The organism is Streptomyces sp. PTL18, assembly GCF_059510295.1.
The window spans coordinates 36,810-59,890 of record NZ_JCAJZO010000002.1 but is presented as its reverse complement, the minus strand read 5'-3'; the positions used below and the strand labels follow the sequence as shown (position 1 = coordinate 59,890).

At 72.9% G+C, this 23,081-nt stretch carries 21 protein-coding genes and 2 pseudogenes; 9 read left to right on the top strand and 14 right to left on the bottom strand.

Annotated elements, in window-relative coordinates; genetic code table 11:
• Positions 1–194: 194 nt before the first annotated feature.
• Positions 195–488, bottom strand: a complete 294-nt coding sequence (locus AC5WS8_RS04670; protein WP_496101993.1) for a hypothetical protein — start codon at positions 486–488, stop codon at positions 195–197.
• Between the two features lie 159 nt (positions 489–647).
• Here AC5WS8_RS04670 and AC5WS8_RS04665 point away from each other — a divergent pair, with 159 nt between their 5' ends.
• Positions 648–1,232: a hypothetical protein gene (locus AC5WS8_RS04665; RefSeq protein WP_496101992.1), complete on the top strand. Its 585-nt coding sequence runs from the start codon at positions 648–650 to the stop codon at positions 1,230–1,232.
• Between the two features lie 44 nt (positions 1,233–1,276).
• Here the strand turns inward: AC5WS8_RS04665 and AC5WS8_RS04660 are convergent, their stop codons facing one another.
• The 5 genes from AC5WS8_RS04660 to AC5WS8_RS04640 form a co-directional block, all read right to left on the bottom strand.
• Positions 1,277–2,287: an LLM class F420-dependent oxidoreductase gene (locus AC5WS8_RS04660; RefSeq protein ID WP_496101991.1), complete on the bottom strand. Its 1,011-nt coding sequence runs from the start codon at positions 2,285–2,287 to the stop codon at positions 1,277–1,279.
• Between the two features lie 120 nt (positions 2,288–2,407).
• Positions 2,408–3,238: a hypothetical protein gene (locus AC5WS8_RS04655; RefSeq protein WP_496101990.1), complete on the bottom strand. Its 831-nt coding sequence runs from the start codon at positions 3,236–3,238 to the stop codon at positions 2,408–2,410.
• A gap of 157 nt (positions 3,239–3,395) precedes the next feature.
• Entirely contained in the window at positions 3,396–4,352 is a 957-nt protein-coding gene (locus AC5WS8_RS04650; protein WP_496101989.1) for an N-acetylmuramoyl-L-alanine amidase, read from the bottom strand.
• Positions 4,353–4,522: 170 nt separating this feature from the next.
• Positions 4,523–5,185, bottom strand: a complete 663-nt coding sequence (locus AC5WS8_RS04645; RefSeq protein WP_496101988.1) for a class I SAM-dependent methyltransferase — start codon at positions 5,183–5,185, stop codon at positions 4,523–4,525.
• A 103-nt stretch (positions 5,186–5,288) separates the two neighbouring features.
• Positions 5,289–7,037, bottom strand: a complete 1,749-nt coding sequence (locus tag AC5WS8_RS04640; protein ID WP_496101987.1) for an MFS transporter — start codon at positions 7,035–7,037, stop codon at positions 5,289–5,291.
• A 265-nt stretch (positions 7,038–7,302) separates the two neighbouring features.
• Between AC5WS8_RS04640 and AC5WS8_RS04635 the strand changes: the two are divergent.
• Positions 7,303–8,438: pseudogene (locus tag AC5WS8_RS04635) on the top strand (MFS transporter).
• Between the two features lie 5 nt (positions 8,439–8,443).
• On the opposite strand, the gene AC5WS8_RS04630 reads toward AC5WS8_RS04635, so the two are convergent.
• Complete coding sequence (locus tag AC5WS8_RS04630) at positions 8,444–9,076, bottom strand: response regulator (protein ID WP_496102407.1); 633 nt, start codon at positions 9,074–9,076, stop codon at positions 8,444–8,446.
• Between the two features lie 305 nt (positions 9,077–9,381).
• Here AC5WS8_RS04630 and AC5WS8_RS04625 point away from each other — a divergent pair, with 305 nt between their 5' ends.
• On the top strand, positions 9,382–10,971 hold the full coding sequence (locus AC5WS8_RS04625; protein WP_496101986.1) for an alpha-L-arabinofuranosidase B: 1,590 nt from the start codon (positions 9,382–9,384) through the stop codon (positions 10,969–10,971).
• Here AC5WS8_RS04625 and AC5WS8_RS04620 read toward each other — a convergent pair.
• From AC5WS8_RS04620 to AC5WS8_RS04610, 3 genes are all read right to left on the bottom strand, one after another.
• Positions 10,949–11,533 (bottom strand): sensor histidine kinase, encoded by a 585-nt coding sequence (locus tag AC5WS8_RS04620; protein ID WP_496102406.1) that lies wholly within the window; start codon positions 11,531–11,533, stop codon positions 10,949–10,951. The genes AC5WS8_RS04625 and AC5WS8_RS04620 overlap by 23 nt on opposite strands.
• A 718-nt stretch (positions 11,534–12,251) precedes the next feature.
• Positions 12,252–12,968: an ABC transporter permease gene (locus AC5WS8_RS04615; RefSeq protein ID WP_496101985.1), complete on the bottom strand. Its 717-nt coding sequence runs from the start codon at positions 12,966–12,968 to the stop codon at positions 12,252–12,254.
• Positions 12,968–13,879, bottom strand: a complete 912-nt coding sequence (locus tag AC5WS8_RS04610) for an ABC transporter ATP-binding protein (protein WP_496101984.1) — start codon at positions 13,877–13,879, stop codon at positions 12,968–12,970. The genes AC5WS8_RS04615 and AC5WS8_RS04610 overlap by 1 nt, the downstream gene beginning before the upstream one ends.
• 257 nt (positions 13,880–14,136) lie before the next feature.
• Between AC5WS8_RS04610 and AC5WS8_RS04605 the strand changes: the two genes are divergently transcribed.
• From AC5WS8_RS04605 to AC5WS8_RS04595, 3 genes are all read left to right on the top strand, one after another.
• A complete protein-coding gene (locus tag AC5WS8_RS04605) occupies positions 14,137–15,036 on the top strand; it encodes a MaoC/PaaZ C-terminal domain-containing protein (protein WP_496101983.1) in 900 nt (299 codons plus the stop codon).
• 46 nt (positions 15,037–15,082) lie between these two features.
• The gene (locus tag AC5WS8_RS04600) at positions 15,083–16,159 is read left to right on the top strand and encodes a Zn-dependent alcohol dehydrogenase (RefSeq protein WP_496101982.1); all 1,077 of its coding nucleotides are present in this window, start codon (positions 15,083–15,085) and stop codon (positions 16,157–16,159) included.
• 67 nt (positions 16,160–16,226) lie between these two features.
• Positions 16,227–17,168 carry a 3-oxoacyl-ACP reductase gene (locus tag AC5WS8_RS04595; RefSeq protein ID WP_496101981.1) on the top strand — a complete coding sequence of 314 codons (942 nt, stop codon included), beginning with the start codon at positions 16,227–16,229 and terminating at the stop codon, positions 17,166–17,168.
• A gap of 132 nt (positions 17,169–17,300) precedes the next feature.
• Here the strand turns inward: AC5WS8_RS04595 and AC5WS8_RS04590 are convergent, their stop codons facing one another.
• Both AC5WS8_RS04590 and AC5WS8_RS04585 read right to left on the bottom strand, forming a co-directional pair.
• Positions 17,301–17,465: a hypothetical protein gene (locus AC5WS8_RS04590; RefSeq protein ID WP_496101980.1), complete on the bottom strand. Its 165-nt coding sequence runs from the start codon at positions 17,463–17,465 to the stop codon at positions 17,301–17,303.
• A gap of 50 nt (positions 17,466–17,515) precedes the next feature.
• On the bottom strand, positions 17,516–18,829 hold the full coding sequence (locus AC5WS8_RS04585) for a hypothetical protein (RefSeq protein ID WP_496101979.1): 1,314 nt from the start codon (positions 18,827–18,829) through the stop codon (positions 17,516–17,518).
• Positions 18,830–19,095: 266 nt separating this feature from the next.
• Here AC5WS8_RS04585 and AC5WS8_RS04580 point away from each other — a divergent pair, with 266 nt between their 5' ends.
• From AC5WS8_RS04580 to AC5WS8_RS04570, 3 genes are all read left to right on the top strand, one after another.
• A complete protein-coding gene (locus AC5WS8_RS04580; RefSeq protein ID WP_496101978.1) occupies positions 19,096–19,947 on the top strand; it encodes a Nif3-like dinuclear metal center hexameric protein in 852 nt (283 codons plus the stop codon).
• Between the two features lie 13 nt (positions 19,948–19,960).
• Positions 19,961–20,704, top strand: a complete 744-nt coding sequence (locus AC5WS8_RS04575; RefSeq protein WP_496102405.1) for a zinc ribbon domain-containing protein — start codon at positions 19,961–19,963, stop codon at positions 20,702–20,704.
• Between the two features lie 78 nt (positions 20,705–20,782).
• Positions 20,783–21,907, top strand: a complete 1,125-nt coding sequence (locus AC5WS8_RS04570) for a bifunctional RNase H/acid phosphatase (RefSeq protein ID WP_496102404.1) — start codon at positions 20,783–20,785, stop codon at positions 21,905–21,907.
• A 116-nt stretch (positions 21,908–22,023) separates the two neighbouring features.
• Here the strand turns inward: AC5WS8_RS04570 and AC5WS8_RS04565 are convergent.
• Both AC5WS8_RS04565 and yaaA read right to left on the bottom strand, forming a co-directional pair.
• A pseudogene (locus AC5WS8_RS04565) lies at positions 22,024–22,173 on the bottom strand (keto-deoxy-phosphogluconate aldolase); the annotation flags it as partial.
• 96 nt (positions 22,174–22,269) lie between these two features.
• Positions 22,270–23,070 carry a peroxide stress protein YaaA gene (yaaA, locus tag AC5WS8_RS04560; RefSeq protein ID WP_496101977.1) on the bottom strand — a complete coding sequence of 267 codons (801 nt, stop codon included), beginning with the start codon at positions 23,068–23,070 and terminating at the stop codon, positions 22,270–22,272.
• Positions 23,071–23,081: the final 11 nt, after the last annotated feature.

The following is a 23,081-nucleotide window of genomic DNA, read 5'->3' as shown; positions in this document are numbered from 1 at the left end:
GCGGCGAGGCCGTAGCCCGCGACCACCCGCGCCCACGCCTCGTGGAACGTGCTGTGTCTTGTGGGGGATACCCCCCACACCCCCGGATCGTGCGCCCGGCCTGTGGGGGCGGTCGGGAGGCGTGGGCGGCCTCCCACACCGTCCGGGGGTCCGAGGCGGTTGTTGCGCTCGGGGGCAGTGCTCGGTGGTGGTGCTCAGTGGCGGTGTATGCGGTTGGCGACGGCGTGGCCCACGAAGAGGTAGACCACCGCGGCGAGGCCGTAGCCCGCGACCACCCGCGCCCACGCCTCGTGGAACGTGAACAGATCGTGCGACCAGCCCGCCAGCCATGCCGCCGCGTCGTGGACGAACCGCACCAGGTCGTTGGCGGGGTTCGCGTTCAGCAGGTACATCAGGATCCACAGGCCCAGGATGACGGCCATGATGTCCGCGATCACGGCGATCACCGTACCGGCCTGATTCGCACCGTTGCGATATCGAGGGGACATGCACTCCGGGTTGCCCGGCGTCTACGGGTCAAACCCGTGGAGCTCCGGAGCGGATCGTGCGCAGCCGGGTCACCCGTTCGGCACGCCCGGGCGGCAAGACCGGGCGGTGTGGGTGAAGCTGGCGGTGGATCAGTCGGCTTCCCGGTCCCGGAGGCTCCCGTGCCCGCACCGATACGCTCCCCCAAGCTCCGCGAGCAGGGGGCACCCCCACTCGCCGTGGCGCTCGCCGTCTGCTCCGTGCTGTTCGCCGGTGCCGCCGCCTGCGGTGGCGGGAGCGTCGCACAGCAGGCCGCCGCCTACATAGCGGTCCCCACGCCCACCCCGACGACCGCCGCCGAGCGGCAGACGTTCGCCAGGGCCCGGTTCGTGGCGAACGCGGGGCTCGCGGCAGGGGCGGTCCACGAGTGGATCGTGAAGCCGTGGAACGCCGGTACGTTCAAGAAGGGTGCCAGGGGGCGCAGGACCGCCCTGGCCAAGGCCGGGCTCGCCGGCACCTTCGCCCACAACCGGCTCACGGCCGCCGTCCGCAACGCGCAGGGCGATCCGGCGCTCGCCAGGGCCCTCGCCCCGCTCGTGCCCGGCATCGACGGGCTGAGGGATCTGTCGTCCCGTCTGAGCAAGGGAGAGGAGTCGGCCGCGGCGTCCTACGCCGCGCTCGTCGACAAGATGAAGGCCACGGCCAAGAAAGCGGGCGTCCCCGTCCGCAACAAGCTCCCGTCCGCCGCGCAGCTCGCACGCGGCTGACGGGGCCAACGGGGCACCGCCGTGCAGCGCTCCGCGGCGGTGCCCTACCTGTTCAGTTCGGCCAGCACCCGCAGCGTGTGCGGGTCCGGTGCCAGCGCCAGCAGGTCCGTCACCGGGCCCTTGCGCCACAACTCCAGCCGCTCCGCGATCCGTCCGCGCGGCCCGACGAGCGAGATCTCGTCGGCGAAGGCATCCGGCACCGCCAGCACCGCCTCCTCCCGCCGGCCTTCCAGGAACAGCCGCTGGATGCGGCGCGCCTCCTCCTCGTAGCCCATGCGCGCCATCAGCTCGGCGTGGAAGTTCCGGGCCGCGTGCCCCATACCGCCGATGTAGAAGCCGAGCATCGCCTTCACCGGCAGCAGCCCTTCGGCGACGTCGTCGCAGACCTTCACGCGGGCCATCGGGGCGACGACGAATCCCTCACGCAGGTCCTCCGACGCCGCCCCGTACACCTCCGGGCGGGTCGGCGACCAGTACAGCGGTAGCCAGCCGTCCGCGATCCGCAGCGTCTGCGCCACGTTCTTCGGGCCCTCGGCGCCCAGCAGGACGGGCAGATCGGCGCGCAGGGGGTGCGTGATCGGCTTCAGGGGTTTGCCGAGGCCGGTGCCGTCCGGGCCGGGGTAGGGCAGGGGGTGGAAGCGGCCGTCCAGCTCCACCGGCGCCTCGCGGCGCAGCACGTGCCGTACGACCTCGACGTACTCCCGGGTCGCCGTGAGCGGTGAGCTCGGGAACGGGCGCCCGTACCAGCCCTCCACCACCTGCGGACCCGACAGGCCGAGGCCCAGCATCACGCGCCCGCCCGAGAGATGGTCCAGGGTGAGCGCGTGCATCGCGGTCGTGGTGGGGGAGCGGGCCGCCATCTGGGCGACCGCCGTGCCCAGTTTGATCCTGGACGTCGCCGCGGCGATCCAGGTGAGCGGTGTGAACGCGTCCGACCCCCAGGACTCGGCGGTCCACACCGAGTCGTAGCCGAGCCGTTCCGCCTCCCGCGCCAGCGCGACATGCTCCGTCGCGGGGCCGCGGCCCCAGTAGCCGAGCGCGAGTCCGAGCCGCATCCCGCCACCTTTCTGACGAGTCATCAGATTCCAGGCGGTTGCGACTGTACGGCAACGACCCCCCGCCCGGAAGGGCGAGGGGCCGTGCGGGCGCGGGGCCGTTGCCGTCGAGGGCCGGGCTCAGCCGCGCTGGATGCCGCTCGTGTCCTGCAGCACACCCCGGCGGCCGTCCTGCGTCTGCGCCACCAGGGCCGGACCGCGCTGCTCGACGGCCAGGTACCAGGTGCCCGGAGCCAGTTCGGCGATCGGCGTGGGCGAGCCGTCCTCCGGGAACAGCGGGCGCGGTACCGGCACCGCGAACCAGAACGGCGAGAAGTCCGCGACGGGAGCCGCCTGCTGCTGCGGCTGGTGCGGCTGCTGCGGCTGGTGCGGCTGCTGCGCGCCGAAGGGCTGCCCCTGCTGCGGCTGACCGCCGTACGGCGACTGCTGCGTCCCCGGGTAGCCGTACCCGCCCTGCGGCTGAGCGCCGTAGGGCTGCGGGGCGGCGGGCTTGGGGGCCGGGACGAGGCCGGCCTGCAGGGCCGGGACCAGCGGCGTGGCGATGGCCGCAGCGGCCATGACAAGAGTGGCGACGAGGCCGAGGACCAGACCGGTGCCGGCGCTGACGCTGCCGCCACCACCGAGGTTGTCGACACCGCCGACCGGGTCGAAGACGTTGCCGAGCGCGCTCCAGGCGGCGAAGACCGTGAACGCGACCCCGAACTGGCCGAGGTCCAGACCGGCGACCTTGGGCACCTGCGGCAGACCGCGGGCGACGACGACCAGCGCGGCGCCGATGATGCCCGCCAGGAAGACGCTCAGCAGGAGCGGTCCGCTGGCCCAGGCGCTGGGGATGTCCGCGCCGCTGGGGGCTCCGTCGATCGAGTAGATGTCGAGGAACGACGCGATGAACAGCAATACCGCTGCTCCGATCACCACGCCGTCACCTCTCGAGAGGGAGCGGATATTCACTTCGGGTCCTTCGTCTGTCGTCTCGTCGTCGGTGGAGGCGTCGCTGTCACCATGTCGACCTCGGGCCGCGGTGTGAAGCGCGGGGATGACCCCTCATCGTAGGAGGACCCTATCGTCAGCCCGGCCCGGGTGTCCGCCGGGTCCGAACCGGTGATCGCTACCCGCGCAGGAAACTCACGATTCCCTCAGAGATTCCCTGCGCCGCCTTCTGCCGCCACGAGCCGCTGGTCAGCAGTGCCGCGTCCGAGGTGTCGCGCATGTTGCCGCACTCGATGAACACCTTGGGAACGGTTGACAGATTGAGACCGCCCAGATCGCTCCGTACGACGAGACCGGTCCCGTCGCCCACGTAGTTGGAGGGAGCGCTTCCGGTGACGCGGACGAAGTCGTCCGCGACGCGCCGGCCGAGGTCCCGGGAGGGGCCGACGATGGTGCGGGTGTCCGCGGCGCCCTTGTGCACCGAGGCCGGCAGGATGACGTGGAAGCCGCGGTCGCCCTGGGCCGCGCCGTCCGCGTGGATGGAGATCGCCGCGTCCGCGTGCGCCTTGTTGCCGATCCGCGCACGCTCGTCCACGCACGGCCCCCACGGCCGGTCGCCGTCCTGGGTGAACCTCACCGTGGCACCCTGCTGCTCCAGCAGGGTGCGCAGCCGCCGCGCCACGTCCAGTGTGAACTGGGCCTCGGTGTAACCCGAGTTGGTGGACGTGCCGGTCGTGTCGCACTCCTTGGAGTTGGTGCCGATGTCGACCTTGCGGTTGATCTCGGCCGTGTGGTGGACGTTTCCGGGGTTGTGCCCGGGGTCGACGACGACGACCTTGCCCGCGAGGGGGCCGGAACCGGACCGTGCGGTGGACGACGCGTCAGGCTGCTCGCCGTGGTCCCCACCGCCGGCCGGAGAGGCCGGGGAGCCCGGGGCGGCGGCGGACGGTGCGCCCCCGGCGGACCCGGCCGCGGCCGTACCGCCGGCCGATCCGCCACCGCTGTCGGCCACCGCCTCGTACACCAGCCACCCGAGCAGCGCCGCCGGCACCAGCGCGGCCACCGCGACCGTCAACGGCCCACGCCGACGGCGGCGGGGCTCGGGGGCATGGAAGTCCGGTCCCACGTACGACATGCCTGCCACCTTAGGGCCCGGCCGCGTGCTCCGCAGGCCACCGAGCCGTCCGTGTCCGCCCGGCGAGCGGGTCATGGACCGCCCGCTCCTCCATGGCGGACCGGGCGGAACGGATGCCCCGCCGGGCCGGCTCGACGCGTCGACCGCGCCCGTCCGCACCGCATGGCGGCCTAAAGCGCCGGTTCGTTCCCCGCGCGTGTGCGCCGCAGCACGCGCAGCGAGTCCGTCGCCGAGACCTCCGTGAACTCGCCCGATTCCAGGGCCCTGAGGTAGACGCGGTACGGCGCCTGGCCGGTGAACTCGTCCTTCGGGTGCGGGAACACGTCGTGGATGACGAGGAGGCCGTCCACGGCAACATGGGGAGCCCAGCCGTCGTAGTCGGCGTTCGCGTGTGCGTCGGTGTGGCCGCCGTCGATGAAGACCAGGCCGAGCGGGGTGTTCCAGACCTTCGCCACCTGTGGCGAACGGCCCACGAGCGCGATCACATGGTCCTCCAGGCCCGCCCTGTGCAGGGTGCGCCGGAAGGTGGGCAGCGTGTCCATCAGTCCGACCTCGGGGTCGACCGTCTCCGGGTCGTGGTAGTCCCAGCCGGGCTGCTGCTCCTCGCTGCCGCGGTGGTGGTCGACGGTGAGCGCCGGTACCCCGGCGGCGCGGGCCGCGTCGGCGAGCAGGACCGTGGAGCGGCCGCAGTACGTGCCGACCTCCAGCAGCGGCAGCCCGAGCCGCCCCGCCTCGGCGGCGGCCTCGTACAGCGCGAGCCCCTCGTGCCGGGGCATGAACCCCTTCGCGGCCTCGAACGCGGCCAGGATGTCGGGCTTGGGCGCCGCGGGCATGGGGCGTCCTTTCGGTCGTACGAGGGTGCGGACGCCCCACATGCTGCCGCACCCCCCGGCGGCGTGGCGACAGGGGGTGCGGGTGGTCCGGACGGCGGGCCGGTCAGGCCTCCGCCACCGGGACCGGCTCGCCGGGAAGGGACAGGTCGAGGTCGACCGGGCGGTCGTCGCCCGCGTGGGTGGCCGACGAGGCGACCGGTGCGTGGCCCGCGGCCCGGGCGGCAAGGACGTACGGGCCATCGGCCGGCACCGCCAGCGTGTAGCTGCCGTCCTCCTCGGTCAGCGTGGCGCCCGCCTGGCGGCCCCGGCGGTCGATCAGTGTGACCTTGGCGCGGGCCACCGGGGTGCCGTCGGCGTCCAGGACCCGGCCGCGGAAGCCCCGCAGGGTTTCCCTTGCGCGCTCCAGGTTCTCGTCCTCCTCGCTGCTCGCGCGCAGCCGGGGCCGGGCCGCGGGGCGGCGGCCCGGCAGGAAGAGGGCGAGCAGCAGGCCGAGGGCGACCGCGGCCGTCGCGATCAGGAAGGAGACGCGGAAGCCGTGCATCGTCGGGACGGCCAGACCGTTCACATGGTTCGCCGTGTTCGCCAGCACCATGCCGATCACCGCGCTCGACACCGACGTGCCGATGGACCGCATCAGGGTGTTCAGGCCGTTGGCGGCGCCCGTCTCCGAGGCCGGGACAGCGCCGACGATCAGGGCGGGCAGGGAGGAGTAGGCGAGACCGATGCCCGCGCCGAGGACCACCGAGGTGACGACGGTCTGCCAGGCCGCGTCCATCAGGCCGAGGCCGCCGCCGTAGCCGAGGGCGATGACCAGCAGGCCGATGATCAGGGTGACCTTGGGGCCGTAGCGGGCGGACAGGCGGGCGTAGACCGGCGCGGTGAACATCATCGTCAGGCCCAGCGGAGCCACGCAGAGGCCCGCGACGACCATCGACCGGCCGAGGCCGTAGCCGGTCGCGGTGGGCAGCTGGAGCAGCTGCGGCAGGACGAGTGAGACGACGTAGAAGCTGACGCCGACCATGATCGAGGCGAGGTTGGTGAGCAGCACCTCGCGGCGGGCCGTGGTGCGCAGGTCCACCAGGGGCGCGCTGATGCGCAGTTCCAGGACGCCCCACAGGAGCAGGACCACGACGGACGCGGCGAACATGCCGAGCGTCGTGCCGGAGGACCAGCCCCAGTCGCCGCCCTTGGTGATCGGCAGCAGGAGCAGCACCAGACCGGCGGACAGGCCGAGCGCGCCCAGCAGGTCGAAGGAGCCCCTCGCGCGCATCGGGGACTCGGGCACGGCGAGGAGGGTGAGGGCGATGGAGAGGGCTCCGAGTCCGGCGGAGCCGTAGAACAGGGCGTGCCAGTCGGTGTGCTGGGCGACCAGGGCGGCGGCGGGCAGCGCGAGGCCGCCGCCGACTCCGATCGAGGAGCTCATCAGGGCCATCGCCGAGCCGAGCCGCTCGCGGGGCAGCATGTCCCGCATCAGACCGATGCCGAGCGGTATGGCGCCCATCGCGAAGCCCTGGAGCGTACGGCCGACGATCATCGGCAGCAGGGTGCCGGTGGCCGCGCTGACCAGCGCGCCGACCACCATCACGGCCAGGCTCGTGAGCAGCATGCGCCGCTTGCCGTACAGGTCGCCGAGGCGGCCCATGATCGGGGTGGCGACGGCGCCGGAGAGGAGGGTGGAGGTCAGGACCCAGGTGGCGTTGCTGGGCGCGGTGTGCAGCAGTTGGGGCAGATCCTTGATGACCGGGACGAGCAGGGTCTGCATCACCGCGACCACGATGCCCGCGAAGGCGAGCACCGGCACGATCGCGCCGGACGGCCCCGGTGCGGGCTGGTCGGTCGTTGGGTGCGTCATGGATCGGGGCCTCCGGGCCTGGTCGGTGAGATGCGGAAGAAGCCCGCTCGGGAGAGCGGGGGAACCGGTAAGTGCTGGATAAAGCACGTATGCACAGGCAACTATTCCGATGCTTCGGCGTACTAACGAATCCTTGACCGATCCATGGGTTTCTGATCTCCCGTCAGGCACATGGGCGTTGCGCACGGTGCGGGTCGCACCGCCGAGGCCGGACGGGGCGAAATCCCGATGCGGAGGTCGGGGCGGGGTGGGGAGCGTGGCGCGCATGCTGCGAGCCGCCCGAGACACCGTGCCGACCCGTCCTGCCGCGCCGCCCACCTGGGTGGTCGTCGCCCTGGCGTGCGCGGGGCAGTTCCTCGTCGTCCTGGACGTGTCCGTCGTCAACGTGGCGCTGCCGTCGATGCGGGCCGACCTCGGACTGAGCGCACCGGGGCTCCAGTGGGTCGTGAACGCCTACGCCATCGCCTTCGCGGGGTTCATGCCGCTCGGCGGGAGGGCCGGGGACCTGTACGGGCGCAAGCGGATGTTCCTCGTGGGGCTCGCCCTGTTCACGCTGGCCTCCCTCGCGGGCGGGCTGGCCCGGCAGGACTGGGAGCTGCTGGCCGGCCGGGCCGTCCAGGGGCTCGGGGCGGCGGTGCTCGCGCCCTCGACGCTGACGCTGCTCACCGCGGCGGTCCCGGAGGGCGCCGCACGGGCCCGCGCGACAGGGACCTGGACCGCGGTGGGCGCCGGTGGCGGCGCGGCGGGCGGGCTCGTCGGCGGACTGCTGGTGGACGGGCTGTCGTGGCGCTGGGTGCTGCTGATCAACGTACCGGTCGGCGCACGTGGACGCACGCTTCCTGGCCGGGGCCGCACGGTGGCTGGTGGAGAGCCGCGCGGGCGACGGGCGGCGCCTCGACCTGCCCGGCGCCCTGCTGGTGACGGCGGGACTCGGCACGCTCGCCTACGGCATCGTGCAGACGGAGGCGGAGGGCTGGACGGCTGCGGCGACGCTGCTGCCGCTCGCCGCCGGACTCGTGCTCATCGGCCTGTTCCTCGCCGTGGAGGCGCGGTCGAAGGCGCCCCTGATGCCGCTGGAGCTGCTGCGGGTGAGGTCGGTGTCCTCGGCCAACGCGGCCATGTTCGTCTCGGGCTCCGCGATGTTCTGCATGTGGTCCGGGGCGGCACCCGGTGACGCCGGACTGGTGTCCGGGCTCATCAACACCTCGCGCACCATGGGCGGTTCGCTCGGCCTCGCGGTGATGTCCACCGTCGCGGCGACGCGCACCGGGGGACGCGCCACGGCCGACGCCCTCACGCAGGGGTACGCGGAGGCCTTCCGGACGAGCGGCTCTCTGCTGCTGGTGGGGGGCCGTACTGATGCTGGCGTGGCTGCCGCGGACGCGGACCCACCGGGGCTGACCGAATCAGAGCCACCCCTGCCGCCGGGCCTCCCGCATCGCCTCCATGCGGTTGCGGGTGCCCGTCTTGCCGATGGCGGAGGAGAGGTAGTTGCGGACCGTCGACTCCGAGAGGTGGAGCCCGGCGGCGATGTCGGCGACCGTCGCTCCGTCCGCGGAGGCCTTCAGCACGTCGCACTCGCGGGCGGTCAGCGGACTGGGGCCGGCGCTCAACGCCGCGGCGGCCAGGGCCGGGTCGACGACCGTCTCGCCGGTGAGCACCCGCCGGATCGCCGCCGCGAGCTCCTCCACCGGCCCGTCCTTGACCAGGAACCCTGCGGCGCCCGCCTCCAGGGCGCGGCGCAGATAGCCGGGGCGGCCGAAGGTGGTGAGGATCAGCACCCGGCAGCCCGGAGCCTCCTCGCGCAGCTCGGCCGCCGCGTCCAGGCCGCTCTTCCCGGGCAGTTCGATGTCCAGCAGCGCCACGTCCGGGCGATGGGCCAGCACGGCGTCCACGATCGCGTCACCCGCCGCGACCTGCGCGACGACCTCGATGTCCTCCTCCATGCCGAGCAGCAGCGCGAGGGCGCCGCGCATCATGCCCTGGTCCTCGGCGAGCAGTACCCGAATGCATCGCGTCGGCCGGTGACTTCGCGGCATCTCGTTCACGAGCCCAGGGTACGGGCAGCCGGCCCGGCCCGGCGTACCGCCGATCGCGCGGCCAACTCGGCGACCCGGTCCGGCAATCAAGGACTCCCCATGTTCCGACCGCGAGTCTTGACGGATTCTGACCATGGACAAACAATCGGCTCGGCATTCGGATAACTCCTTGCCAATTCCTGTGTCATGTCTACTCCCCAGATGTTCGGAATTTCGACAGCAGGCAGGTTCGGCATTTCGATCGAACGTTGTTCGGTATATCGAATATAGCCCGCACGGCCCTGCCGCAACGGAAGAGGTGCACCGTGACCCCCGCTCCCACACCCCCGCCCCCACGCCCGCAGCGCCTCAGAAGCACGGTCCTGTCCGCGCTGGCCGCGTTCGTGACCGTGGTCGCGCTCGCCCTCGGTCTCTCGATCGGCGCCGCCGCGCCCCAGGCCGCCGCGGCGGGCTCGCTCCCGTGTGACGTCTACGCCGCCGGCACCCCCTGTGTCGCCGCGCACAGCCTCGTCAGGGCCCTCTACTCCTCGTACAACGGCCCGCTCTACCAGGTGAAACGCGCCTCGGACGGCGCGACGGCGAACATCGGCCTGCTGACGGCCGGCGGGTACGCCGACGCGGCCGCCCAGGACTCCTTCTGTTCCGGCACGACCTGCATCATCACCGAGATCTTCGACCAGTCCCCCCGCCACAACGACCTCACCGTCGAGGGCGCCGGCGGGGCAGGTGCGGCCGACGTCGGCGCTCCCGCGGACGCGCTGCCGGTGACCGTCGGCGGGCACCAGGTCTACGGCCTGGAGATCTCCGCCGGCATGGGCTACCGCGACAACTCGACCTCCGGCGTCGCGGTCAACGGCCAGGCCGAGGGGATGTACATGGTCACCTCCGGCACCCACGTCAACGGCCGCTGCTGCTTCGACTACGGCAACGCCGAGACCAACAACCGGGACACCGGCAACGGCCACATGGACGCCATCAACTTCGGCACCGAGTGCTGGTTCTCGCCGTGCTACGGGAAGGGCCCCTGGGTCCAGGCCGACCTGGAGAACGGCCTGTTCCAGTCGGATTCCGGCTACAGCAAGAACACCTCCAACACCGGCACGGGACCGCTTCCCTTCGTCACCGCGCTGCTGAAGAACAACGGGCAGAACCATTTCGCGCTGAAATACGGCAATGCCCAGTCCGGCGGTCTCACCACCACCTATTCCGGCGGCGAACCCACCGTCGGAGGCGGCGGGTACTCGCCGATGCACCAGGAGGGCGCGATCGTCCTCGGTACCGGCGGCGACAACAGCAACGGCTCCATCGGGTCCTTCTTCGAGGGCGTGATGACCTCCGGCATCCCGACCGACGCGGCCGACGACGCGGTGCAGTCGAACATCGTGTCCGCCGGCTACGGCGGATCGACCGGCTCCGCCGGCTCCCTCACGCCCGGTTCGGAAATCTCGCTGCGCGCCACCACCTCCTGCTGCACCGGTGACTACATCCGCCACCAGAACGGCGACGCGGTCATCTCGTCGATCACCTCGAGCAGTTCCAGCCTCGACAAGAACGACGCCACCTGGATCGTGCGCCGGGGCCTCGCCGACAGCTCCTGCGTCTCCTTCGAGTCCAGGAACTATCCGGGTGACTTCCTGCGGCACTACAACTACCGGCTCTACCGCCGGCCCATGGACGGCACCGCGCAGTTCAGAGCCGACGCCACGTTCTGCCCGCAGGCCGGCAGGAGCGGCACCGGGACGTCGTTCGCCTCGTACAACTATCCGAGCAAATACCTCCGCCACTACAACTACAACGTCTACATAGCGAGCAACGGCGGCTCGAACGCCTGGGACAGCTCCACGTCATGGACGAACGACGTGAGCTGGGCGGTCAGCCAGCCCTGGGCGCCGTAGCCGCCCGGGACAGCGGCTGAGGGGACGGCTCCACGGACGGTGCGGACTCCACCGGGAGTTCGGCGGTGACCGTGAAGCCGCCCCGCGGCGACGGACCGGCCCGCAGGGATCCGCCCGCCGCCGCCAGCCGCTCCGTCAGCCCCTTCAGGCCGGTCCCGCCGACACCTGCCGGGGCCGGCTCGGCGGGCGCGCCGCCCCCGTTGTCGGCGACCGTCAGCCGCACCCGCTCGGAAGCCCCGTCGACACTGATCTCGCAGCGGGTCGCGCCGCTGTACCGCACGGCGTTGGTGACCGCCTCGCGCACCACCCAGCCCAGCAGGGCCTCGGTCTGCGGGACCAGGGGAGGACCGGAGCGGCGTACCACGGGCGCGATGCCGGCGGCGGTCAGGGCCGAGCGCGCCCGGTCCAGTTCCGTGGCGAGGCTGCCCTCGCGGTAGCCGGTCACCGCCTCGCGTATCTCGGTGAGCGCCTGCCGGCCGACCGACTCGATGTCCGTCACCTGCGCCAGCGCCGCGTCCATGTCACGCGGCGCGAGCCGGCGGGCCGCCTCCGACTTCACCACGATCACCGACAGGGTGTGGCCGAGCAGGTCGTGCAGGTCGCGCGAGAACCGCAGCCGCTCCTGTTCCACCGCGCGGCGCGCCAGCTCCTCGCGGGCGGCGCGCAGTTCCCGCACGGCCTCGGAGAGGGACAGGATCGCGGCGGTCACCATCGTCGACAGAAACGTGCCGTAGGCGACGTTCAGTCCGTCCCAGCCCTCGCGCAGACAGGAGACGGTCCCCGCGGCCGCGGTGAGGGCCAGGCCCGTCCTGCCGAGCCACGGCCCGCGCACGACGGCTCCCGTCGCGAGGCCCAGCAGCGGGAAGAACAGCAGCCAGCTGCCGCCGTACCCGATCGCCAGGCCGAAGGTCACCAGGCCCATCACGACCAGCGCCACCCGCGTGGACCGGGCCTTGCGTGTCTGCTTGTGCATGGCCCGGAACACCACGTAGATGTAGCAGGAGTTGAAGAGGAAGAGGCCCAGACCGCCGATCCACGGGTCGGGGGTCCTGCCCTGGAAGAGGTTGGAGAAGGCGCCCATCCCCATCAGCAGCCACGGCAGCAGGGTGAATCCGGTGGGCGGCGGCCCCGGGTTCTCCGGCATCCTCCCGGTCTTGCGGGCGGCCTTCTGCCCGGCCCTGAACCGCTCCTTGTCCTCTTTCCACGTCCGCCGCGCCCGCTGCCAGGCGTCGAGGCGGCACGAGACGCTTCGCATCCAGGACATCTCCCCGTTCCCCCGATCAGGTGTTCCCCGTGGTCCTGCGATAGGACAGCACAGCGTAGGAACCGAACGCCAGCAGCCAGCCCGTCAGGACGAGGACCGCGCCGAGCGCCGGGGCGTGACCGTCGGTGACGGACGTGGCGAGCTCGGCGAGGCGGTGGGTCGGGGTGTACGCGGAGAGGGAGCGCAGCCAGCCCGGGAACAGGGACACCGGGAACCACAGACCGCCGAGGACCGCGAGCCCCAGGTTGCAGATCATGTTCGCCACGCCGGTGGTCTGCGCGGTCAGCCGGTAGCCGTTGCCCAGGCCGAGCAGGGTGAACGGGAGCGATCCGAGCCACAGCAGCAGCGCGGTCGCCGCCCACTGCCAGGCCGCCAGCCGTACGCCGTTGACCAGTCCGCCGGCCGCGAGGACCGCGGCGATCGCGGGCAGCACCGTCACCGTACCGGTCAGCGCCCGGCCGGCGACGACCTGGCGAGGTGTCATCGGCGTCACCCTCAGCTGCCGCAGCCAGCCGATCGCCCGGTCCTCGGCCACCCCGCCACCGGTGTTCAACGCCGAGCCGACCGCGCCGTAGGCGGCCATCCCCATCATGGACGCGGTCCTCCAGCCACCGTCGTTCTCACCGATGTTGGTGAACAGCAGGTACATCATCACCGGCATCGCGATCCCGCCGATCACAAAACCCACGTCACGCAGGGTCCGGCGTACTTCGAGCCGCAGGTAGTCCCCCATCACACCGTCTCCTTGTCGCGTGACGTCAGGGTGAGGAACGCGTCGTCGAGCGACGCCGGGGCGACCTCCAGGCCCCGTATCGCATCCAGTCGGGCCAGGGCGACCACGGTCGCGTCGGAGTCGTCCGTGCGCAGCAGCGCCCGGTCCCCGCGCACCTCCACCGACCGCACCCCGGGCAGCAGTTCCAGGCCCGCCGTCCCGCGCCCCGCCAGGTCGAAGGAGACCAGGTTGCCGCCCGCGGCCCGCCGCACCTGCTCGCCCGTGCCGTCCGCGACGACCCGGCCCCGGTCGATGACGACGATCCGGTCGGCGTGCGCGTCCGCCTCCTGAAGGTAGTGCGTGGAGAACAGGACGGTGCGACCGCTGCGGGCGTAGGCCCGCATCGAGTCCCAGAAGGCGTGCCGCGCCTCCACGTCCAGCGCGGCGGTCGGCTCGTCCAGCACGAGCAGCGAGGGGTTTCCGGCGAGCGCCACCGCGAACCGCACCCGCTGGGTCTGGCCGCCCGAGAGCCGGTCCACGCGCCGCCCGGCCAGGTCCGCGATCCCGGCCAGCTCCAGGGCCCGGGCGGCGGGCAGCGGGTCGGGGTAGCGGCCGGCCACGAAGGAGACCAGCTCGCGGACGGTCACCCGGGGGACCGCCCGCGCCTCCTGGAGCATGGCGCCCACCCGGCCCGCCCGCACGGCGCGCTCCGGGGGCGCGCCGAAGAGCTCCACCACTCCCTCGTCCGGCTCGTTCAGGCCGAGCAGCAGTGAGATCGTCGTCGACTTCCCGGCGCCGTTGCGGCCGAGCAGCGCGACCGTCTCGCCGTGTTCCAACCGCAGGTCGACGCCGTCCACGGCCCGCACGGCACCGTAGGTCTTGACCGCCCCCGTGAAGGACACCGCCGGTGGTGTCCCAGTCGTCGTCATCATGCGACCGACGCTATGCGGGGCGCGGTACGGTCCGGCAGATGCGTTTGTCGGCGATCCGGCAGGACAAATGTCCCGGTCCTGTCCCGCCGCTGCTCCGCCCCTGTTCCCGCGACGGAACTGACACGACGTCAGGAGCCTTCACAACGCGGGACCGCTGGGCTATACAGGGGTCCGCCGGACTGGAACGCGTTCCAGTTCTGCCCATGACGACCTCGGTGCGGACGGCCGCACCGAGGTCTCCAACCGTCAGGAGCCCCATGCCCATCGACGAAACCCTGGCCCTCGCGGCCGAACCCCGGACCGGCGAGATCACCTGGACCTCCAAGGACGTGCAGCTCTACCACCTCGGCATCGGCGCCGGCATCCCCGCCACCGACCCCGACGAGCTGCGCTACACCCTGGAGTCCCGGCTGCACGTCCTGCCCAGCTTCGCCACCGTCGCCGGCGCCGGCTCGCCGGGCGTGATCAGCGGTCTGTCCATGCCCGGCGTGGACGTCGACCTCGCCCGCGTCCTGCACGGCGGCCAGTCGCTGACGATCCACCGCCCGATCCCGGTCGAGGGCCGGGCCACGTCGACCTCCCGCATCGCCGCCGTGTACGACAAGGGCAAGGCCGCCGTCCTCGTCCTGCGTACCGAGGCCGCCGACGCCCACGGCCCGCTGTGGACCAACGACGCGCAGATCTTCCTACGGGGAGAGGGCGGCTGGGGCGGCGACCGAGGCCCCTCCGCTCGCCTCGACGCGCCCACGGGCCGGCCCGCGAAGGTCGTCGAACGGCCGATCCGCGAGGACCAGGCCCTGCTCTACCGCCTCTCCGGCGACTGGAACCCCCTGCACGCCGACCCGGAGTTCGCCAAGCTCGCCGGGTTCGAACGGCCCATCCTGCACGGCCTGTGCACCTACGGGATGACGCTCAAGGCCGTCGTCGACACGCTGCTCGGCGGTGACGTGACCCGTGTGCGCTCCTACGCCACGCGGTTCGCCGGGGTGGTGTACCCGGGCGAGACCCTGCGCATCAGCATGTGGCGCGAGGAGGCGCAGGGGGATCACGGGCACCACGGGGCGCTGGGGGCGCAGCGGGTGGTGCGGGTGACCGTGGGCGCGGTCGAGCGGGACGACGCGCCGGTGCTCGCCGACACGGTCGTCGAACACTCCTGAGCCAGTACGTCACCCACGGGCCGGCACTTTCGAGGGGAGCCGCACCATGCGCGCAGCAGTACTGCACGAGATCGGTCAGGACAAGCTGGAGGTCCTCGACGACGTCGAGGCGACGGGCTTCGGCCCCGGGAAGGTCAGGATCCGGGTGCGCGCCACCGGGCTGTGCCACTCGGACCTGTCCGCGATGAGCGGGGTACTGCCGCAGCCGGGGCCGTTCGTGCCCGGCCACGAGGGCGCGGGAGAGGTCCTCGAGGTGGGGGAGGGGGTCACCCACGTGCAGGCCGGTGACCGGGTCGTGGTCTGCTGGCTGCCCGCCTGCGGCGCCTGTCCCGCCTGCCGGCGCGGCCAGACGGAGCTGTGCCTGGCCGGGTTCATGAACGCGGGCACCCCCAACTTCCGGCGCCCCGGCGGTGACGTCTTCGGCTTCGCGGGCACCGGCACCTTCGCCGAGGAGGTCGTCGTCGACGCGCGCTGTGCCGTCCCGATCCCCGACGACGTGCCGTTCGACATCGCCGCGCTCATCGGGTGCGGGGTGACGACCGGGCTGGGCGCGGCGCTCAACACCGCCGGCCTCCAGGCCGGTTCGTCGGTCGCCGTGATCGGCTGCGGCGGTGTGGGCGTCGCCGCGATCCAGGGCGCGCGGCTCGAGGGCGCCGCCGAGATCGTGGCCGTCGACCCGGTGGCCTCGCGCCGTGCGGCGGCGCTGAGGTTCGGCGCCACCAGGGCCGTGTCACCGGAGGAGCTGCCCGACGCCAAGCAGCAGGTCACCGGCGGCGAAGGCTTCGACTACGTCTTCGAGGTGGTCGGGAAGTCGGCCACGGCCCGGACGGCGTACGAGAACACCCGGCGCGGCGGCACGCTCGTGGTGGTCGGCGCCGGGGCCGTGGACGACTTCCTCCAGCTCAACATGTTCGAGCTGTTCTTCGACGAGAAGCGGATCCTGCCGTCCCTGTACGGCGGCGGTGACGTCCGGCGTTCCTACGAGCGGGCCATCGCGCTGTGGCGTGCCGGGCGCATCGACCTGGCGGGCCTGATCACGCACCGGGTACCGCTCGCCGAGATCAACGAGGCGCTGGACCAGATGCGGACGGGGACGGCACTGCGCACGTGCGTCGAGATCTGAGCCCCGGAAGCTCTGCACCTCAAAACCTCGCACCTCATCAGAACCTCCCTGCGGCGAGAGGACGTTCATGGCACTGCCACTTCGGGGACGCACCGCCGTCGTGACGGGCGCCGGCCGGGGACTCGGCCGGGCCGAGGCGCTGGAACTCGCCCGGCTCGGCGCGGCCGTCGTCGTCAACGACTACGGGCAGCCGGGGAGGGACGGATCCGGCGAGGCCTCGACGGCCCCCGCCGAGACGGTCGCCGCCGAGATCCGTGCGGCGGGCGGCCTGGCCGTCGCCCACACCGGGGACGTGTCCGACTTCGAACAGGCCCGTGAGCTGGTCGAGTCGGCCGTCCGGGAGTTCGGCACGCTCGACATCCTCGTCAACAACGCCGGCATCCTGCGCGACCGCATGGTCTTCTCGATGTCCGAGGCGGAGTGGGACGCGGTGATCCGGGTCCACCTCAAAGGCCACTTCAACACCACGCGCTTCGCCGCCGCGCACTGGCGGTCCCGTTCCAAGTCGGCGGGAGGGCCGGTGTACGGGCGGATCGTGAACACGTCCTCGGAGGCCTTCCTGGCGGGTTCGGCCGGGCAGCCCAACTATGCGGCGGCCAAGGGCGGAATCGTCGGGCTGACCACGTCGACGGCGTCGGCCCTCGCCAAGTACGGCGTCACAGCCAACGTGATCTGCCCGCGCGCCCGGACCCGTATGACCGAGGACGTCTTCGCCGGCTCGGAACCCCCGGACGACGGCCTCGACCCACTCGCGCCCGAGCATGTCGCCCCCCTCGTGGGCTATCTCGCCTCACCCGCCGCCGCACAGGTCAACGGGCAGCTCCTCGTCGTGCACGGAGGCATGGTGGCGATCGTCGAACGGCCGCGGGTGCGGGCGAAGTTCGACACCAAGCAGGACGCCTTCACGTACGACGAACTCGACGCACTGCTCACCCCGCACTACGCCGGGCGGCCGCCGGGTGAGACGTTCGCGGCGGCGGAGGTGCTGGGGTTGCGGCACGAGGACTGAAGGGGTCGACCGGGGGCTCCTGTGCGACGGCCCCGCCCGTCGTGGGACGGGCGGGGCCGGAGAGACGCATCAGCCGACCGCGTGCGGTCGGCTGACACACCGTTCCGTGGTGCGGCCGGAACCGGAGCGGGTTCAGGCCGCGGTGCCGGTCTGTTCCTGCCGGCCGGACGGCTTGCGGTGCCGGCCGTGCGGAGCAGCCTCGTGGTCCTCCGCGGATACCGGACCGCGGTGCTTGCCGTGCCCGGGGATCTCCTGGACCTCGGCAGACAGAGGCTGTGTGGTGCTGGTGTCGCTCATCGGAAGTGTTCACCCCGTCAAAACATGATCCTTCGTACAGCCGGGCGAGTCTAACGGGCGGCGACGACAGCCGTGCCGGGGGCCGGTGGAGTCGTGCCGCGGCTGCCGCCCTGGCCCTGCGTATGCCCGGGAGGCCCGCTCCTACTCCCCACCGGTTCCTGTCTCCTGCGGATCCACACCAGGGGCGTCGGTGCCGCATCCGCACGCCGCGGCGACAGCGCCTGCTGCAAGGGGACGGGTCGCGTCACCGACGGCTCCTCGGGCCGCGGAACCGGCCGCTGCCCCGTCTCCCGGGTCGGCCGTTCAGCCGTCTCGCTGCCCGGCGCGGCGACCGCCGCCCCGGGTACCTCCAGCCGAGCCACCCCGCACCGCACCGCGCCCGCCGCGTACGGCAGCCGCAGCACACCGTCCCGCGTCCACAGCCCGGCCCCCGCCAACCAGCCGGTGGGCGGCGCCAGTTGGTGCACCCTGCGGTCTGCTGGGCGCCACACCCCGACCCAGCTGCCGGCCGGCCCGTCGATGCGCAGCGCCACCGCGCAGCTCTCCGGCGTCAGCGCCTGCCCCGGCTGGACGGCGAACGGGGTCGCGGGGCGGTCCAGGCGCAGGCACTCGGGGAAACGCACCGGCAGCGTGCTCCCCAGCACTCCCCAGCCGAGCCGCTCCCGGCCCGGTGAGGGCGCGTCCGAGCGGATCAGCAGCAGGCCGCTGTCCGGGTCGGCGAGCAGCAGCCGGTCGTTGCTGCCCTCCGCGATCTGCAGCAGCGGCGACACCTCGCCGCCCCGCTCCAGATCCACCACCACCGTCTTGGTGGGACCTCCGTCCGGCGGCGTGCGGTCCACGGCCAGCAGCCGGCCCGTGCGGTCCAGCCACACCCCGCCCGAGCACCGGCCCGGCACCAGGGCCACCCGCTCCGGACCCCTGGCGCCGCCCGCCACCAGCCACACCGCGGTCGCCGTCCGATCGACCTCCAGGGCGAAGGCGCGGTCCCCCGTCGGCGCGGGTGGCAGCAGCCGCAGCCGGGTCCTCTCCGTGGTGCGCTCCACCGCGCCCAGCAGCCGCTCCCCGGTGCCCGGCCCCGTCGGATACAGCAGCGAGAACGTGTGCCGCCCGGCCGCGGCGCGGTGGATCAGCACCCGCCCGTCGGCCAGCGGCTGCACCTCGGTGCCGGGCTCCTCGGGCTGGTTCACGGGCAGCGGCACGGCGTACGGTTCCGGGCCGTCCAGGGTCCAGCGCTCCGGGTACCAGGACGCGCCGTCCAGAGCCAGACGCGCCGCGTAGGAACCGTCCGCGGTGATCACGCATCCGGGCGCGGGCGCCCCTTCGGGGCCGTTCGCCGTGGCGGATGTGAAGACACAGGCCGTCATCGTTCGGTCACCTCCCGCGACGAAAGCTAGTTTTCGTACGCACAGGCGTGGAATCCCCGGGCCGTCGCTTCACACGTAAGGGTGTCGGTGCCGGGATTCCTGTGAATAAACGGGGGCGACTGTGCTGCGCGGGGGGCGCGCGGACGGTCAACTCACCACCTCGGCACCGCCTGACGACGAGCGGGCCCGTATCCGTACCTCCCGCCGACCGGTCGAACGACCCGGGACCGGTGGGTCACCGCCCCGGGGCAGGTAGCCTTTTCCCCGTGCCCCGTCTGTCTGAAGTCATCGCCGCGCTGGAGACCCTGTGGCCCGCCGAGCGGGCCGAGTCCTGGGACGCGGTCGGCACGGTCGCCGGCGAACCCGACCAGGAGATCTCCCGGGTCCTCCTCGCCGTCGACCCGGTCCAGGAGATCGTCGACGAGGCGGTGAAGCTGGGCGCCGACCTGCTGGTCACCCACCACCCGCTCTATCTGCGCGGTACGACGACGGTGGCGGCCTCCAGCTTCAAGGGCCGGGTCGTGCACACCCTGATCAAGAACGACATCGCGCTGCACGTCGCCCACACCAACGCCGACACCGCCGACCCGGGCGTCAGCGACGCGCTGGCCGGCGCGCTGGACCTCAGGGTCGTGCGCCCCCTGGTGCCGGACCCCACCGACCCGGAGGGCCGCCGGGGCCTCGGCCGCGTCTGCGAGCTGGACCACCCGCTGACCGTCCGTGAGCTCGCCGCCCGCGCCGCCGAGCGGCTGCCCGCCACCGCGCAGGGCATCCGCGTCGCCGGCGACCCCGAGGCCCTCGTCCGGACGGTCGCCGTCAGCGGCGGCTCCGGCGACAGCCTCTTCGACGCGGTCCGCGCGGCCGGTGTCGACGCCTTCCTCACCGCGGACCTGCGCCACCATCCGGCCTCGGAGTTCGTCGCGGACCGCGCCCACAGTCCTCTCGCGCTGCTCGACGCGGCGCACTGGGCCACCGAGTGGCCCTGGTGCGAGCTGGCCGCCGCCCAGCTCGACGAGATCTCCGACCGGCACGGATGGGACCTGCGCGTCCACGTCTCCAAGACGGTCACCGACCCCTGGACCGCCCACGCGGCGTCCTCCGCCACCACTAGCAGCTAATGGGAGCCCCCAACTGAACGCCGCGCCCGCCGACCAGATCCGACTCCTCGACGTCCAGGCCCTCGACGTCCGCCTGCAGCAGCTCGCACACCGGCGGAGGTCCCTGCCGGAACACGCCGAGATCGAGTCCCTGTCCAAGGACCACACCCAGCTGCGCGACCTGCTGGTGGCCGCGCAGACCGAGGAGAGCGACTGCGCCCGCGAGCAGACCAAGGCGGAGCAGGACGTGGACCAGGTGCGCCAGCGTGCCGCCCGCGACCAGCAGCGCCTCGACTCCGGCGCGGTCACCTCGCCGAAGGACCTGGAGAACCTCCAGCACGAGATCGCCTCGCTCGCCAAGCGGCAGGGCGACCTGGAGGACATCGTCCTGGAGGTCATGGAGCGCCGGGAGGCCACACAGGAGCGGGTCGCGGAGCTGACCGAGCGTGTCGCCTCCGTCCAGTCCAGGATCGACGACGCCACGGCGCGCCGGGACGCGGCCTTCGAGGAGATCGACGGCGAGGCCGCGTCGGTTTCCAAGGAGCGCGAGGTCGTCGCCGCCTCGGTGCCGGCGGACCTGCTGAAGCTCTACGACAAGCTGCGCGAGCAGCAGGGCGGCATCGGCGCGGCCAAGCTGTACCAGCGAACCTGCCAGGGCTGCCGGCAGGAGCTGGCGATCACCGAACTGAGCGAGATCCGCTCGGCCGCGCCCGACACGGTGGTGCGCTGCGAGAACTGCCGCCGGATCCTGGTGCGCACGGCCGAGTCGGGCCTGTAGGAAGGACGGGAAGCCCCGCGGGCAAGAGGCGTACCAAGAGGCGACGAGAGTCGGCAAGGGCGGCAAGTGGCGTACGGCGTGCATGAGTTCATCGTCGAGGCGGACGGCGGTTCCCGGGGCAACCCGGGGCCCGCGGGCTACGGCTCCGTGGTGCTCGACGCGGTAAGCGGCGAGACGCTCGTGGAACGGGCCGAGTTCATCGGCACCGCCACGAACAACGTCGCCGAGTACCGGGGCCTGCTCGCCGGGCTGCGCGCGGCCCACGCGCTGGACCCGCACGCACGGGTGCGGGTGCGGATGGACTCCAAGCTGGTCGTGGAGCAGATGTCGGGCCGCTGGAAGATCAAGCACCCGGCGATGAGACCCCTGGCGACGGAGGCGGCCGCGGTCTTCCCGCCCGGGCAGGTCACCTACGAGTGGATCCCGCGCGAGCAGAACAAGCACGCGGACCGGCTCGCCAACGAGGCGATGGACGCGGGAGGCCGGGGGGAGCGGTGGGAACCGGCCCGGTCGACGGCGGAGCGGGACGCGGCCGATGTGCGGGCCGCTCGCAACGTTGCCTCCGCGCCGCCCGACCTCGGCGCTCCCACCACCTTCGTCCTGCTGCGCCACGGCGAGACCCCGTTGACCCCGCAGAAGCGGTTCTCCGGCAGCGGAGGCAGCGACCCGGGTCTCTCCGAGGCCGGCCGGCGGCAGGCCGAGCTGGTCGCCGGGGTGCTGGCCGCGCGGGGCACCGTGCAGGCCGTCGTCTCCTCGCCCCTCGCCCGCTGTCGCGAGACGGCCGGTGCCGTCGCAGCCCGCCTCGGGCTGGAGGCCGGTATCGAGGACGGTCTGCGCGAGACCGACTTCGGCGCCTGGGAGGGCCTCACCTTCGGCGAGGTCCGCGAGCGCCACCCGGACGACATGAACGCCTGGCTGACCGACCCGGAGGCCGCACCCACCGGCGGCGGCGAGAGCTTCGCGGCCGTCGCCCGCCGGGTCGCCGTCGCGCGGGACAGGCTGCTCGCCTCTCATGCGGGCCGTACCGTCCTGGTCGTCTCCCACGTGACGCCCATCAAGACCCTCGTCCGGCTCGCCCTCGGCGCACCCACCGAGTCCCTGTTCCGCATGGAGCTGTCCGCCGCGTCCCTGTCCGCGGTGGCCTACTACGCCGACGGCAACGCGAGCCTCCGCCTCCTCAACGACACCTCGCACCTGCGCTGACCGGGCGCCGCAGCCCCGCCGCCTCCCGGGCGAGACCCTCGATCCGTGCCCGGTCCCGCCCGGCGACCGCGGCCTCGGGAACCATCCACGTACCGCCGGCGCAACCCACGTCGGGCCTCGATCGCGGGCAGCCCACCGGCCACCAGCGCCCGCGCCGGAGGCACGGCGTCGGCGGCGTCCTCGACGACGACCACGGGGACGACGGGCGCGAGATCGAGCACCGGGTGGGCGGAGGCCGCGGGCGGGAAGGGCGGCGGCGGGGCCATGGGGGGCACCCTGCCCGCGCGTGGCAGCACGCGCAAAGGTCACTGCACACGTTGCCACACCACGGTCGACGTCCGGTCGGGCGGATCAGTGGGTCATCAGTGGATGTCCGTCACCACCACATCCAACGACCACGCTCTCCCCGTCCGCCCCGGCGCCTCGGCCTCCACCGTGTACCCCAGATCCCGCAGCGCCTCCGCCAGCTCCGCGGGGTCCTTCGGCGCGGCCCCCGCCACCAGCAGGGCACGCACGATCCGCCCCTTGGTCGCCTTGTTGAAGTGGCTCACGACCGACCGCTTCTCCACCCCGTCCACGACCTGGGAGTGCAGTACCCGCACGGTCGCCGTGCGCCCCGCGACCTCTCCCTTCGGCTTCCAGGCCGCCGCGTACGCGGAGGACCGCAGGTCGAGCACCAGGTCGTCGCCGGCCGCCTCGGGCAGGACGGAGGCCATCGGCGTGCGCCAGTACGCGCCGAGCGCCCCGAGCCCGGGCAGCTTCACGCCCATCGAGCACCGGTAGGAGGGGATCCGGTCCGTGACGCGGACGGCGCCCCACAACCCGGAGAACACGAGCAGCGACCTGGCCGCGCGCCGCTTGGCGGCGGCGTCCAGGGAGGCCAGATCCAGGGCGTCGTACAGCACGCCGGTGTAGATCTCCCCGGCGGGCCGCGCCCCCGCGCTCCGCAACCCGGCGTTCTTCGCGACCTCGCCGCTCAGCCCCTCGCTCAGCCCGAGCGCCTCGCGCGCCTTGGCCTCGTCCCCCGAGCACAGCTCGACCAGCTCGGCCAGCACGGCCTCCCGCGCGGCGGTGAGCCCCCGCAGGGACAACGACTCCGGCTTCAGCGGGGTACCGCGCCCGGAGGGGGCCTTGCCTTCGGAGGGCGGCAGCAGGACGAGCACGGGTTTCTCCT

Excerpts from the sequence above, each read along its gene's own strand:
- AC5WS8_RS04670 (WP_496101993.1), bottom strand. The coding sequence starts at position 488 with ATGTCCCCTCGATATCGCAACGGTGCGAATCAGGCCGGTACGGTGATC.
- AC5WS8_RS04660 (WP_496101991.1), bottom strand. The coding sequence starts at position 2,287 with ATGCGGCTCGGACTCGCGCTCGGCTACTGGGGCCGCGGCCCCGCGACG.
- AC5WS8_RS04650 (WP_496101989.1), bottom strand. The coding sequence starts at position 4,352 with ATGTCGTACGTGGGACCGGACTTCCATGCCCCCGAGCCCCGCCGCCGT.
- AC5WS8_RS04645 (WP_496101988.1), bottom strand. The coding sequence starts at position 5,185 with ATGCCCGCGGCGCCCAAGCCCGACATCCTGGCCGCGTTCGAGGCCGCG.
- AC5WS8_RS04640 (WP_496101987.1), bottom strand. The coding sequence starts at position 7,037 with ATGACGCACCCAACGACCGACCAGCCCGCACCGGGGCCGTCCGGCGCG.
- AC5WS8_RS04630 (WP_496102407.1), bottom strand. The coding sequence starts at position 9,076 with ATGCCGCGAAGTCACCGGCCGACGCGATGCATTCGGGTACTGCTCGCC.
- AC5WS8_RS04615 (WP_496101985.1), bottom strand. The coding sequence starts at position 12,968 with ATGGGGGACTACCTGCGGCTCGAAGTACGCCGGACCCTGCGTGACGTG.
- AC5WS8_RS04610 (WP_496101984.1), bottom strand. The coding sequence starts at position 13,879 with ATGATGACGACGACTGGGACACCACCGGCGGTGTCCTTCACGGGGGCG.
- AC5WS8_RS04605 (WP_496101983.1), top strand. The coding sequence starts at position 14,137 with ATGCCCATCGACGAAACCCTGGCCCTCGCGGCCGAACCCCGGACCGGC.
- AC5WS8_RS04600 (WP_496101982.1), top strand. The coding sequence starts at position 15,083 with ATGCGCGCAGCAGTACTGCACGAGATCGGTCAGGACAAGCTGGAGGTC.
- AC5WS8_RS04595 (WP_496101981.1), top strand. The coding sequence starts at position 16,227 with ATGGCACTGCCACTTCGGGGACGCACCGCCGTCGTGACGGGCGCCGGC.
- AC5WS8_RS04590 (WP_496101980.1), bottom strand. The coding sequence starts at position 17,465 with ATGAGCGACACCAGCACCACACAGCCTCTGTCTGCCGAGGTCCAGGAG.
- AC5WS8_RS04585 (WP_496101979.1), bottom strand. The coding sequence starts at position 18,829 with ATGACGGCCTGTGTCTTCACATCCGCCACGGCGAACGGCCCCGAAGGG.